The organism is Streptomyces sp. NPDC058373 (genome assembly GCF_042723275.1).
GTDB lineage: Bacteria > Actinomycetota > Actinomycetes > Streptomycetales > Streptomycetaceae > Streptomyces.
Genome location: NZ_JBHXJE010000064.1, coordinates 1 through 12,566 on the forward strand (window position 1 = coordinate 1; position 12,566 = coordinate 12,566).

General features: G+C 72.4%; 14 protein-coding genes. 13 read left to right on the forward strand and 1 reads right to left on the reverse strand.

The window, feature by feature from the left end; all coding sequences use genetic code 11:
- The first annotated feature begins 266 nt into the window (after positions 1-266).
- Positions 267-1,112, forward strand: a complete 846-nt coding sequence (gene prcB, locus ACFWMZ_RS26115) for a proteasome subunit beta (protein WP_383183302.1) — start codon at positions 267-269, stop codon at positions 1,110-1,112.
- A 58-nt stretch (positions 1,113-1,170) separates the two neighbouring features.
- A complete protein-coding gene (prcA, locus tag ACFWMZ_RS26120; protein ID WP_383183304.1) occupies positions 1,171-1,989 on the forward strand; it encodes a proteasome subunit alpha in 819 nt (272 codons plus the stop codon).
- A 75-nt stretch (positions 1,990-2,064) separates the two neighbouring features.
- Here the strand turns inward: prcA and ACFWMZ_RS26125 are convergent, their stop codons facing one another.
- Positions 2,065-3,081: a LacI family DNA-binding transcriptional regulator gene (locus tag ACFWMZ_RS26125; protein ID WP_383183306.1), complete on the reverse strand. Its 1,017-nt coding sequence runs from the start codon at positions 3,079-3,081 to the stop codon at positions 2,065-2,067.
- 193 nt (positions 3,082-3,274) lie between these two features.
- On the opposite strand from ACFWMZ_RS26125, the gene ACFWMZ_RS26130 reads away from it, so the two are divergent.
- The 11 genes from ACFWMZ_RS26130 to ACFWMZ_RS26180 all read left to right on the forward strand — a co-directional run bounded on the left by ACFWMZ_RS26130 (position 3,275) and on the right by ACFWMZ_RS26180 (position 12,563).
- Entirely contained in the window at positions 3,275-4,534 is a 1,260-nt protein-coding gene (locus ACFWMZ_RS26130) for an MFS transporter (protein ID WP_383183308.1), read from the forward strand.
- A gap of 9 nt (positions 4,535-4,543) precedes the next feature.
- Positions 4,544-5,905: a Pup--protein ligase gene (gene pafA, locus ACFWMZ_RS26135; RefSeq protein WP_383183310.1), complete on the forward strand. Its 1,362-nt coding sequence runs from the start codon at positions 4,544-4,546 to the stop codon at positions 5,903-5,905.
- A gap of 204 nt (positions 5,906-6,109) precedes the next feature.
- Positions 6,110-7,090, forward strand: coding sequence for an FKBP-type peptidyl-prolyl cis-trans isomerase (locus ACFWMZ_RS26140; protein ID WP_383183312.1), 981 nt, complete (start codon positions 6,110-6,112; stop codon positions 7,088-7,090).
- 91 nt (positions 7,091-7,181) lie between these two features.
- Positions 7,182-7,556 (forward strand): FKBP-type peptidyl-prolyl cis-trans isomerase, encoded by a 375-nt coding sequence (locus ACFWMZ_RS26145; RefSeq protein ID WP_383183314.1) that lies wholly within the window; start codon positions 7,182-7,184, stop codon positions 7,554-7,556.
- 112 nt (positions 7,557-7,668) lie between these two features.
- Positions 7,669-8,622 (forward strand): helix-turn-helix transcriptional regulator, encoded by a 954-nt coding sequence (locus ACFWMZ_RS26150; RefSeq protein WP_383204541.1) that lies wholly within the window; start codon positions 7,669-7,671, stop codon positions 8,620-8,622.
- Positions 8,623-8,632: 10 nt separating this feature from the next.
- Complete coding sequence (locus tag ACFWMZ_RS26155; RefSeq protein ID WP_383183318.1) at positions 8,633-9,595, forward strand: helix-turn-helix transcriptional regulator; 963 nt, start codon at positions 8,633-8,635, stop codon at positions 9,593-9,595.
- Positions 9,592-9,885, forward strand: coding sequence for a hypothetical protein (locus tag ACFWMZ_RS26160; RefSeq protein WP_383183319.1), 294 nt, complete (start codon positions 9,592-9,594; stop codon positions 9,883-9,885). The genes ACFWMZ_RS26155 and ACFWMZ_RS26160 overlap by 4 nt, the downstream gene beginning before the upstream one ends.
- A gap of 14 nt (positions 9,886-9,899) precedes the next feature.
- Positions 9,900-10,085: a hypothetical protein gene (locus tag ACFWMZ_RS26165; protein WP_383183321.1), complete on the forward strand. Its 186-nt coding sequence runs from the start codon at positions 9,900-9,902 to the stop codon at positions 10,083-10,085.
- Positions 10,086-10,324: 239 nt separating this feature from the next.
- Positions 10,325-10,621 (forward strand): Sec-independent protein translocase subunit TatA, encoded by a 297-nt coding sequence (gene tatA, locus ACFWMZ_RS26170; protein WP_383183322.1) that lies wholly within the window; start codon positions 10,325-10,327, stop codon positions 10,619-10,621.
- 59 nt (positions 10,622-10,680) lie between these two features.
- The gene (tatC, locus tag ACFWMZ_RS26175; RefSeq protein WP_383204544.1) at positions 10,681-11,655 is read left to right on the forward strand and encodes a twin-arginine translocase subunit TatC; all 975 of its coding nucleotides are present in this window, start codon (positions 10,681-10,683) and stop codon (positions 11,653-11,655) included.
- A gap of 17 nt (positions 11,656-11,672) precedes the next feature.
- Positions 11,673-12,563, forward strand: coding sequence for a YegS/Rv2252/BmrU family lipid kinase (locus tag ACFWMZ_RS26180; RefSeq protein WP_383183326.1), 891 nt, complete (start codon positions 11,673-11,675; stop codon positions 12,561-12,563).
- The last annotated feature ends 3 nt before the right edge of the window (positions 12,564-12,566 follow it).

The window sequence follows — 12,566 nt, forward strand, 5'->3', positions numbered from 1 at the left end:
GATTGCCCCCCGGGGGGCGGGGGGGGTCTGTTGGACGCCCCCCGCCGCTGCGTACCGCCCCGTCCCGCGGCCTCTGCCGAGGGGCTGCGCGGCGTGGGGCGGGCGGCTCGCGGGAGGCGTCCGTCTTCTCCCGTATCCCAGGTGGATCACCGCCCCCGGGCGGGTAGGGTCCCTGGCGTAACGTGCTTCACCTGCTATTCGGCCACCGGCACGTCGGGCACCGCCCGGCGATCGGGTCAGGCCGCCGCCTATCCGGAAGGAAACGTGTGGAAGCCATCACTCGTAGCACCGGGCGTCTGCCGGCTGCCTTCCTGACGCCCGGGTCCTCGTCGTTCGTGGACTTCCTGTCGGAGCATCAGCCCGAGATGCTGCCGGGCAACCGTCAGCTCCCGCCCGTCCAGGGCGTGGTCGAGGCCCCGCACGGCACCACCATTGTCGCGAGCACCTTCCCCGGCGGGGTCGTCCTCGCCGGAGACCGGCGCGCCACCATGGGGAACGTCATCGCCCAGCGCGACATCGAGAAGGTCTTCCCGGCCGACGAGCACTCGGCCGTGGGCATCGCCGGAACCGCCGGTCTCGCGGTGGAGATGGTCAAGCTCTTCCAGCTCGAACTGGAGCACTTCGAGAAGGTCGAAGGCGCCCAGCTCTCCCTGGAGGGCAAGGCCAACCGCCTCTCCACGATGATCCGCTCCAACCTCGGCATGGCCATGCAGGGCCTGGCGGTCGTCCCCCTCTTCGTCGGGTACGACGTGGACCGCGAGCGCGGCCGCATCTTCTCCTACGACGTCACCGGCGGCCGCTCCGAGGAGCACGGGTACGCGGCGACGGGCTCCGGCTCGACCTTCGCCCGCGGCTCCATGAAGAAGCTGTACCGCGAAGACCTGACGCAGGAGCAAGCCACCACCCTCGTGGTCCAGGCGCTCTACGACGCCGCGGACGACGACTCGGCGACCGGCGGACCGGACGTCGCCCGGCGGATCTACCCGATCGTCACCGTCATCACGGACGACGGTTTCCGGCGGCTGACGAACGAGCAGACCTCCGAGATCGCGCGGGCGGTGCTGGAGCGGCGTATGGAGCAGCCCGACGGCCCCCGTGCGTCACTGCTGTAGGTCGCGGCCTGTGCCGCCTGGATTGTTTGGGTCACCGACAGAAAGGGACGGATAGCCGGTGTCGACGCCGTTCTATGTCTCACCACAGCAGGCCATGGCCGACCGGGCGGAATACGCCCGCAAGGGCATCGCCCGCGGACGGAGCCTCGTGGTGCTCCAGTACACCGACGGCATTGTGTTCGTCGGTGAGAATCCGTCCCGCGCACTGCACAAGTTCAGCGAGATCTACGACCGGATCGGATTCGCCGCCGCCGGTAAGTACAACGAATACGAGAACCTCCGGATCGGCGGCGTGCGCTACGCCGATCTGCGCGGCTACACCTACGACCGCGACGACGTGACGGCACGGGGCCTCGCCAACGTGTACGCGCAGACGCTGGGCACGATCTTCTCCAGCAGCGGCGAGAAGCCGTACGAGGTGGAGCTGGTCGTCGCCGAGGTCGGTGACGACGCGTCGGGCGACCAGATCTACCGCCTGCCGCACGACGGCTCGATCGTCGACGAGCACGGCTCGGTCGCGGTCGGCGGCAACGCCGAGCAGATCAGCTCCTACCTGGACCAGCGCCACGAGGACGCGATGACCCTCGCCCAGGCCCTGCGCCTGGCGGTCAACGCCCTCTCCCGCGACACCAACGGCAGCGAGCGCGAGATCCCCGCCGAGCGGCTGGAGGTCGCGGTGCTCGACCGCACCAGGCCGCAGCGGCGCAAGTTCAAGCGCATCGTCGGCACCCGGCTCTCCCGCCTCCTGGAGGAGGGCGCGGGCGGTACGTCCCCGTCGGCCGCCTCCTCCTCGGCGGCGGCCGAGGAGGACGAGGAGCTGGACCTTCCGGAGCTGCCCGGCGACGACGGCCCGTCGGACTCCGGCTCGCAGAACTGACGGGCTCCGGCCGCTGCGGCCGGGACCCCGCGGTGCCCCGCGTCCGCCCCCTGGGGGACGGAGCGCGGGGCACCGTCATGTCCGGGCGGGCACCGGCCCGGTGGAGCCCCGCACGGTGAGCGTGACCGGGAGTTCCACGTCCTCCGGCGTGCCGCCGTCCACCGCGGTGAGCAGCGCGGCCATGCCCCGCCCGCCGAACTCCTCGGCCGGCAGGGTGACCGTGGTCAGCTCAGGTTCGACCGCCGTGGCCAGGGTCAGGTCGTCGAAGCCGGAGACGGACAGCTCCTCGGGGACCCGCACCCCCAGCCGCCGCGCCGCCTTGCACGCCCCCGCCGCCAGCAGGTCGTCGTCGCAGACGAGCGCGGTCGGGCGCGGCCCGGGGGCGGTGAGCAGGGCGGTCACCGCGGCCTGCGCCTCGGCCACCCCCAGCGGGCAGCGGTGCGTCTCCGCCCGGGCGCCGGGCTCGGCCCGCACGGTCTCGGCGAGGGCGGCGGCGCGTACCTCGAAGGTCCAGGAGTCCACGTCGGCGGCGAGGTGGGCGAGGCGGCGGTGGCCCAGCTCCAGCAGGTGCCGGACGGCCTGGCGCATGCCGTCGGCGATGGCGAGGTTGACGGTGGCGGTGCCCGGTCCCGTGGCCGGGTCGCTGTCGAGCATCACCAGCGGCAGGGTGCCCGCGCCGATCCCGCTGAGCGCCTCGGCCGCCATCGAGGAGGCGAGGACGCCGTCGAGGGCGGCCGGGGCGGAGGCGAACGGGTCGGCGGCCGGACCCGTGCCCTCGGGCGACGGGTAGAGGAGCACGCCGAAGCCGTGCGCGGCCGCGACGGCGGCGGCCCCCGCATGGACCCGGGCGAAGAACTCGTTGGTGAGGGCCGGCACCACCAGCAGCGCGGTCCGGGTCCGCCCGGTCCGCAGGTCGCGGGCGGCGAGATTCGGCCGGTAACCCAGCGCCCTGGCCGCCTCCCGGACCCGCTCGGCGGTGGCCGCCGAGACCCGGCCCGGCCACTTGCCGCCGAGGACCAGGGAGACGGCGGCCTGCGACACCCCGGCGGCACGGGCGACGTCCTTGCTGGTGGGCCGGGATGCGGCGGACAAAGCGGCGGGGTCCTCTCCGGAAGGCGGAAGCCGGTACGACCGGCCCGGCGGCGTGGAGCGACAGGTACCGCGCGCCCTGGGGGACGTCGGCCGGGACCGTCCCGTGCCCCCTCGGCCGCCTGGACCCCCGCCGCCCGCACATGGTACGTATGACGCCGACGTTATACGTAACACTTGAGGTGAGGGGCTGCCGATGGCGGCGGGATACGGGGAACTGCTGCGCTCGCGGCACGCGCTGCGGCTGCTCTGCGGCACGCTGGTCGGCCGCCTCCCCAGCGCGACGGGGCACATCGCGATCGTGCTCTTCGTCCGGTCCGAGGGCGGCGGCTACGCACTGGCCGGCGCCCTCGCGGCGGTGTACGGCCTGGCCACCGCCGTCGGCCAGCCGCTGCTCGGCCGCGCCGTCGACCTGCACGGGCAGCTGCGCGTGATGCTCCCCGCCGCCGTCCTCTCCGGAACCGGCATGGCGGCGCTCGCCCTCGTCGGCACCGACCCGCTGCTGCCCGCCTACGCGGCCGTGGTGGTGGCCGGAATCTGCACGCCCCCGTTGGAGGGCGGGCTGCGGGCGCTGTGGCCCGGCGTGCTCGGGCGGGAGGACCGGGTGCACGCGGCGTACGCGCTCGACGCCGTGGCGCAGGAGGTCATGTTCACCGCCGGGCCGCTGCTGGTGACGCTCTTCGTCGCCTGGTGGTCGCCGGGGGCCGCGCTCCTGGTGATCAACGTCCTCGGCGTCCTCGGCGCCCTCTCGGTCGTCGTCTCCGAGCCCTCCCGGCGCTGGCGCTCCGCGCCGCGCGAGGCGCACTGGCTCGGGGCGCTGCGCTCGCCCGGCCTGCTGGCACTGCTCGGCTCCTTCCTCTTCGTCGGTGTGGCACTGGGCTCCATCACCGTGGCCGCCGTCGCCTACGCCGACGACCACGGCCGCGAGTCGGTCTACGGCTGGCTGATGGCGGCGCTCGGCCTCGGCGCGCTGGTCGGTGGCGCCGTCTACGGGGCGCGGCAGTGGACCGGGGAGCCCGAGCGGCGGCTTCGCGTCCTGGTGGGACTGCTGGCCCTCGGCTACCTGCCGCTAGGGCTGACCCCGGGGGTGGCCGCGATGACCGGCCTCGCCGTGGTCTCCGGTATCTTCCTGGCACCCGCGCTCGCCTGTGCCTTCGTGGTGGTGGACCGGCACGCGCCCCGGGGCACCGTGACCGAGGCGTTCTCCTGGCTGGTCACCGTCTTCGGCGTCGGCGCGGCGCTGGGCACGGGGGTGGCGGGGCCCGCCGTCGAATGGGGCGGCACAGCCCCGGGGTTCTGGGTCGCCGGGGCCGGGGGAGTGGCTGCCCTGCTGGTGCTGCTGGCGACCACGCGGGTGCTGAACGGGGGCGGCCGGGGCGGCGTTCCGGTGGTCTCTTCGGAAAATGATCGAAACGGGGCCGTCGAACCCGGTTTCAGTGCGGGGCATCAGGCGTAATGTTCAGTCATGGACCGCCGCATTTTCGGGCTGGAGAACGAGTACGGCGTCACGTGCACGTTCAGGGGGCAGCGCCGTCTGTCGCCTGACGAGGTGGCGCGCTACCTCTTCCGCCGCGTTGTGTCATGGGGCCGCAGCAGCAATGTGTTTCTGCGGAACGGCGCCCGGTTGTATCTCGATGTGGGTTCGCATCCGGAATATGCGACACCGGAATGCGACAACGTCACCGAACTGGTGACCCACGACAAGGCCGGCGAGCGCATCCTCGAAGGGCTGCTCGTCGACGCCGAACGCCGCCTGCACGAGGAGGGAATCGCGGGCGACGTCTATCTCTTCAAGAACAACACCGACTCCGCCGGGAACTCCTACGGCTGCCACGAGAACTACCTCGTGGCCCGGCACGGGGAGTTCTCCCGGCTCGCGGACATCCTCATCCCCTTCCTCGTGACCCGTCAGCTCATCTGCGGGGCCGGCAAGGTGCTCCAGACCCCCCGGGGCGCGGTGTACTGCGTCAGCCAGCGCGCCGAGCACATCTGGGAAGGCGTCAGCTCCGCGACGACCCGCTCCCGCCCGATCATCAACACCCGCGACGAACCGCACGCCGACGCCGAGCGCTACCGCCGCCTGCACGTCATCGTCGGCGACTCGAACATGTCCGAGACCACCATGCTCCTCAAGGTCGGCGCCACCGACCTGGTGCTCCGCATGATCGAGGCCGGCACGGTGATGCGCGACCTCACCCTGGAGAACCCGATCCGGGCCATCCGCGAGGTCAGCCACGACACCACCGGCCGCCGCAAGGTCCGCCTGGCCAGCGGCCGCGAAGCCTCCGCCCTGGAGGTCCAGCGGGAGTACTACGAGAAGGCCGTCGACTTCGTGGACCGCCGGGGCATCCGCACCGGCACCGTCGAGCAGGTCCTGGAGCTCTGGGGCCGCACACTCGACGCGATCGAGGAGGAGGACCTGGACCGGGTCGCCACCGAGATCGACTGGGTCATGAAGTACAAGCTCCTGGAGCGGTACCGGGCCAAGCACAACATGACCATGTCCCACCCCCGGGTCGCCCAGATAGACCTCGCCTACCACGACATCCACCGCAGGCGCGGCCTCTACTACCTCCTGGAGAAGAACGGCCAGGCCGCCCGGGTCTGCAACGACCTGAAGATCTTCGAAGGCAAGTCCGTCCCGCCGCAGACCACCCGGGCCCGGCTGCGCGGTGACTTCATCCGCAGGGCCCAGGAGCAGCGCCGCGACTTCACCGTCGACTGGGTCCACCTCAAGCTCAACGACCAGGCGCAGCGCACCGTGCTCTGCAAGGACCCCTTCCGGTCGGTCGACGACCGGGTGGAGAAGCTGATCGCCGGAATGTGACACCGCTCTCCCGCGTCCCAGGGGGTGTGAAGGCACCCCCTGGGCGTGGACCAGTGGTGACCGGGGCCCCTCGTCCGTGTGATGAGGGGCCCGTTCCATGCCGTACGGGAGCAGCGGGACGCGTGGGCCGTAGAGTGGCGGGACTGACGTGTTCCCGTATCCGCCAACCCCCCGAGGTCCTCTGTGCGACGCCGATTTGCCGCCTTGTTCATCGTTCCGGCTCTGCTGCTGACCGCCTGCGGGGGTGAGGAGGCCGAGAAGAAGGACGACGCGGCGGCCTCCGAGAAGCCCGCGGCGGCTCCCAAGGCCCCGAAGCCGGTCGAGTCGGCCGACCCCATGCCGGAGGTCACCGGCGAGCCGGGCAAGAAGGCCACCATCAAGCTCCCCAAGGGCGACCCGAGCGACAAGTTCGTGGTCCATCCGCTCTCCGACGGCGACGGCCCGCAGGTCAAGAAGGACGACCTGGTGATGGCCAACTTCACCGGCAAGGTCTGGAAGGGCGGCAAGGACCTCGGCTCCAGCTACGACAAGGGCGGCGCGCCCCAGATGATCACCGCGGGCGCGGAGAACATCATCCCGGCGTTCAGCCAGTCGGTGCTCGGCCAGAAGGTCGGCAGCCGCGTCCTGGTCGTCGCGCCCCCGGCCGCCGCCTTCGGCGAGGCCGGCCAGGAGCAGCTCGGCGTCACGGGCAAGGACACCCTGGTCTTCGCCCTGGACATCAAGGACGTCGTGCCGAACATGGCCGAGGGGAAGCAGGCGGAGATCCCCTCCGACCTGCCGCAGGTCAAGGCCGACAAGCCGGAGCCGGCCACCATCGCGGTGCCGAAGAGCGACCCGCCCAAGGAGCTGACCAGCAAGGTCCTCATCAAGGGCGACGGTGAGAAGGTCGAGAAGGGCCAGACGGTGTACATGCAGTACAGCGGTGCGGCCTGGAAGCCGAACGAGGGCAAGGAGAAGGCCAAGCTCTTCGACTCCTCGTGGAACACCGGCTCGCCCTTCGCCACCCAGATCGGTGTCGGCCAGGTCGTCGAGGGCTGGGACAAGGGCCTCGTCGGTGCCCACGTCGGTGACCGCGTGATGCTGGTGATCCCGCCGGAGCTGGGTTACAAGGACCAGGACAAGGGCGAGGACCTGCCCGCCAACTCCACCATGGTCTTCGTCGTGGACGTGCTCGCCGCGATGTGACCCCGCCGCGGGGGCGGGGGGTGTCCGCGCCACCCGCCCCGCGGTGGCAGACTGTCCCGGTTGCCCGAAAGCACAGAAGCAGGAGCGTTACGTGAGCATCGACAAGCCCGAGGTCGACTTCCCCGGTGGCAACCCCCCGGCGGACCTGGAGATCAAGGACATCTGGGAAGGCGACGGCCCGGTCGCCAAGGCCGGCGACACCGTCCAGGTCCACTACGTGGGCGTGGCCTTCTCCACCGGCGAGGAGTTCGACGCGAGCTGGAACCGCGGCACCCCGCTCTCCTTCCAGCTCGGCGCCGGACAGGTCATCGCCGGCTGGGACCAGGGTGTGCAGGGCATGAAGGTCGGCGGCCGCCGCCAGCTGACCATCCCCGCCCACCTCGCCTACGGCGACCGTGGCGCGGGCGGCGGGCGGATCGCGCCCGGCGAGACGCTGATCTTCGTCTGCGACCTGATCGCGGTCTGATCCCGAGCGATCAACTCCAGGGCCCATGCCGTCAGGCATGGGCCCTCCGCTTTCGCCGCGACACCCCGGGGCGGTACGGTCGTCCGTCGAAGGACCACCAGAAAGGGCGTCGATGGCGATTGCCAAGGCCGAGCGGCTGATGAACCTGGCACTGTGTCTGCTCGGGACCCGGCGCCCGCTGTCCAAACGCGAGCTCCGGGGCTCCATCGAGGCGTACCTCGAAGCGGGCAACGACGACTCCTTCAACCGCATGTTCGAGCGGGACAAGGACGACCTGCGCGAGCTCGGCCTCGTCATCGAGACGGTCGACAACATCGACGGCGAGGTCGGCTACCTCGCCCGCCGCGACTCCAACCGCCTCCCGCCGCTCACCCTGGACGCCGAGGAGGCCGCCGCCCTCGGTCTCGCCGCCAGGGTCTGGCAGCAGGCCCGGCTGGCGGGCGCGGCCAGCGGCGCACTGCACAAGCTGCGCGCCGCCGGGCTGCCGGACGACGCCGACCCGTTCGCCGGGCACACCGCCCTCGAACCGCACATCCCCGTCCACGAGTCGGCCTTCGAGCCGCTGATGCTGGCCTGCCGCGACCGCCGCCCGGTCGTCTTCGACTACCGCAAGGCCAACGCCGTGCAGCCCGCCCCCCGCCAGGTCGAGCCGTGGGCGCTGGAGTGCTGGCGCGGCCACTGGTACCTGGCCGGCTTCGACCGGGACCGCGGCGCCGAGCGCGTCTTCCGCCTCTCCCGCATCACCGGCAAGGTCCGCACCCGCTCCGGCGGCTTCACCGCCGACGTGCCCGACGTCGTCACCGTCCGCGAGACCGTCGCGAGCTGGGCCGGGGAGAGCGCCGAGGGCACCGCCCTGATCCGGCTGCGGGCCGGCGCCGGGTATCCGCTGCGCGCCAAGGCCCGCTCGGTGCGGCCCGTCGGCGACGGCTGGGACGAGCTGGAGATCCCGTACGGCCACGGGCTGGACGCCTCCCTCGTCGAGTACGGACCCGACGTGGTGGTGCAGGAACCGGCCGAACTGCGGGCCGACGTGATCGACCGGCTCCGTGCCGTGGCGAAGGACTGAGGGAGTAACCATGGCGGCCCAGGCCAATGCCATCGACCGGACGCGGCGGATGCTGTCGCTCGTCACCTACCTGCGCGAACGCCCCGGCGCCCACGTCGCCGACGTGGCGCGGGCCTTCGGCGTCAGCGAGGCGGAGCTGATCTCCGACCTCGACGTGCTGCCGCTCTGCGGCACCAGCTTCCGCGGCGGTGACCTGCTCGACATCGACACCGACGGCGACCGCATCTGGTGGCACAACCCGGACGACGTCGCGGCCCCGCTGCGGCTCGCCGCCGACGAGGCGACCGCGCTGCTGGTGGCCGCCCGCGCCGTCTCCACCTTGCCGGGCCTGCGCGAGGGCGACCGGCAGGCGCTGCTGCGCGTCACCGCCAAGCTGGAGGCGGCCGCCGGGGAGGCCGCCGCCTCCAGCTCCCGGCTGTCGGTCACCTTCGAGGCCGAGGGCGGCGTCTTCGCCGACGTGGACCGGGCCATCTCCGAGCGGCGCCGCCTGTGGCTGCGCTACTACTCGCCCGCCCGGGACGAGCTGACCGAGCGCGAGGTCGACCCGATCCGCCTCTTCACCGTCGGCCACACCTACATGGAGGCCTGGTGCCGCCTCTCCGAGGACCGGCGCACCTTCCGTCTCGACCGGGTCGCCGAGATCCGCGTCCTCGACGAAGCCTCCACCCCGCACGAGATCGAGGTCCGCGACCTCTCCGCCGGGCTGGTCCAGCCCTCCGCCGACGATCCCGAGGTGGTCGTCGAGGTCGGCCCGGGCGGCCGCTGGGTCGCCGAGTACTACCCGCACGACAGCGCCGAGGAACTGCCCGACGGCGGGCTGCGCATCACCCTGCGCACCCCCGACCCCGCCTCGCTGCGCCGCCTTGCCCTCCGGCTCGGCCGCGACGGCCGGATCGCCGCCCCGGCCGCGCTGGCCGACAGTGCCCGCGAGGCCGCGCGGGAGGCGCTCGCCGCGTACGAGGGGCAGCCGTGAGCGGGGTCCTCTTCAAGGCCGCCTGCCCGGACTGCCGCTCCCGTTTCGAGCTGGCCGCCGAGGCGCTGCGGCTCGCCATCGGCGGCAGCCGCCGGACCACCTTCTACTCCTTCACCTGCCCGGCCTGCGACAGCGCCGTCCGCAAGCCGGCGGGGGAGCGGATCGTGGAGCTGCTGACCCGCGGCGGCGTCCGCACGCTGCGGCTGGCCTCCGGCGCGCCGCAGGCGACGGGCCCGGGCGGTTCCGGGGCGCGTACCGGGGGCGCGGGAATGACGCCGGTGAGGAACTGACTAGGGTGGCGGACATGGTCTGGCCGATGGTGGCGGTGGTGCTCGGGTTCGCCGGGACGGCGGTTCTCGGGGTGCTCGCGGTACGCGTCTTCCTGGAGGTGCGCCGCCTCGCGCGGCAGGTCGCGGAGACCTCCTCGCGGATCAACACGGCCGCCGAGGAGCTGGAGCGGGCCGCGACCCGCCTCCCGCCCCCGCGCTGAGCTGCCCCTTTCGCCCTCCGGCTCGCATACCCGACGCCCCCTGCTCGCGCAAGCCGGGGAGGAGTACGCTGAGACGACCGCGGCCCCGACCGAGGCGCTCGGCCGCGAACCTGGTGTCTGCACGGGCATTGCCCCGCGTTTACCCACGCGGGTTACGATCGCTGCGCGCGACGGCCGGACCCCGTCCAGCCGTGTGCGGCAGCCCCACCCCCCAGCCGCCTCGGTGAGAAGGAATCGCAATGATCGGCAACCTGAAGCCCCTAGAGATCCTCCTGATCGTCGTCGTCATCCTGCTTCTCTTCGGGGCCAAGAAGCTCCCCGACATGGCGCGTTCCCTCGGCAAGTCCGCCCGCATCCTCAAGAGCGAGGCCAAGGCGATGAAGAAGGACGGCGGCGACCAGAACGCGCAGGCCGACGCCGCCGCCCCGGACGCCCAGACCCCGCAGTCGACGACCGCCCGCACCATCCAGGCCGCGCCGGGCGACGTCTCCAGCTCCCGCCCGGTCAACGAGCAGAGCCGCACCCCGCAGAGCTGACTCCATCACCACGGCGGCCCGCAGTGACCGCCTGTTCGTAACGAGACGAGGGACGTGGGTTGCTCGGGTCTGCCCGCAAGCCGAAGCAGGAGAAGGACACCGAGGGGCGCATGCCCCTGGCCGAACACCTGCGCGAGCTGCGTAACCGTCTGCTGAAGTCCGTACTGGCGATCGTCGTCGTCACGGTCGGCGCCGCGTTCTTCTACACCGAACTGATCGACTTCCTGCTGAGGCCGGTCCAGGAATCGGTGGGCTGCATCGACGGATCGCCGAAACAGGACAACGGCAATCCGTGCGCCGACATGACCTTCAACGGTCTCGTCGCGCCCTTCACCATCGCCCTGAAGGTCTCCCTCGTCGCCGGCGTGGTCCTCGCGAGCCCCTTCTGGCTCTACCAGCTCTGGGCCTTCCTCGCCCCGGGCCTGCACCGCAACGAGAAGAAGTACGCCCTCTCCTTCGTCGGCATCGGCGTCCCGCTCTTCATCGGCGGCGCCGTCCTCGCCTACAAGGTGCTGCCGCAGACGGCGACGATCCTCCTCGACTTCACCCCCGAGAACGTCCTCAACCTCCTCCCGGTCGACGACTACCTCGACCTGGTGATGCGGATGGTGATCGTCTTCGGCCTCGCCTTCGAGCTGCCGCTGATCCTCGTCCTGCTCAACATCACCGGCGTCCTCTCCGCGCAGCGCCTCGGCTCCTGGTGGCGCGGGATGGTCCTCGGCATCACCATCTTCGCCGCCGTCGCCACCCCCACCGGCGACCCGTCGAGCATGCTGATGCTGGCCGCGCCCATCGTGCTGCTGTACTTCCTCGCCCTCGGCATCTGCGTGCTCAACGACCGCAGGCGCCGCCGCCGCAACCCCGACGCCGAACTGGACGACGACGAGGCCTCCGAGATCGACCTGACCCCCGAGCCCGTCCACTCCGTCGAACCGGTCGGCGCCCCGCCGGTCCTGCCCGAGCAGACGAACCGCGGCGAACAGGGACGAGGCGGCGGCCCCAAGGAGCTCGGCGGTTACGACGACGCGACCTGACCTTGTAAGGTCCCGCCGTGACCAGCGAGATCATCCTCTTCGTCAATCCCACGGCGGGTCGCGGACGCGGCGCACGGGCCGCCCTGCCCGCCTCCCGGGTGCTGCGGGACGCCGGTTACCGGGTCAGGACCGTACTCGGCACTGACGCCGACGACGCCGCCGACCGGCTCCGTGCCGCCCTCACCTCCCGGCCCGCCGCGGTGCTGGCGGTCGGCGGCGACGGGCTGGCCGGGCTGGCGCTCCAGGCGCTCGCCGGGACGCGGACCCCGCTCGGCCTGATCGCGGTCGGCACGGGGAACGACTTCGCCCGCACCCTCGGCCTGCCGGTCCGCGACCCCGCCGCGGCCGCCCGGCTGGCGGTGCGGACCCTGCAGGGGCCGGGCCCGCGCCCGCTCGACCTCGGCCAGGTGGGGGAGCGCTGGTTCGGTACCGTCCTCGCCTCCGGCTTCGACTCCCGGGTCAACGACCGCGGCAACCGCATGCGGCTGCCGGCCGGCCGCTTCAAGTACGACCTCGCCATCGCCGCCGAGCTGGCCGCCTTCCGCCCCGTCCCCTTCAAGCTGACCCTGGACGGCGGGGCCGTCCTCGACCTGGACGCCACCCTCATAGCCGTCGGCAACGGCACCTCGTACGGCGGCGGCCTGCGGATGTGCGCCGAGGCGCGGCTGGACGACGGGCTCTTCGACGTGGCGGTGGTGGGTGAGGTGAGCCGCGCCGAACTGGTGCGGGTCTTCCCCAAGGTCTACCGGGGCACTCATCTGAGCCACCCCGCGGTCACCGTCCACCGCGCCCGCGAGGTCACCGTCGAGGCCCCGGACATCACCGGCTACGCCGACGGGGAGCCGCTGGGCTCGCTGCCGCTGACCGCCCGCTGCGTGCCGGGGGCGGTCCGGATGCTCGCGCCCTGACGG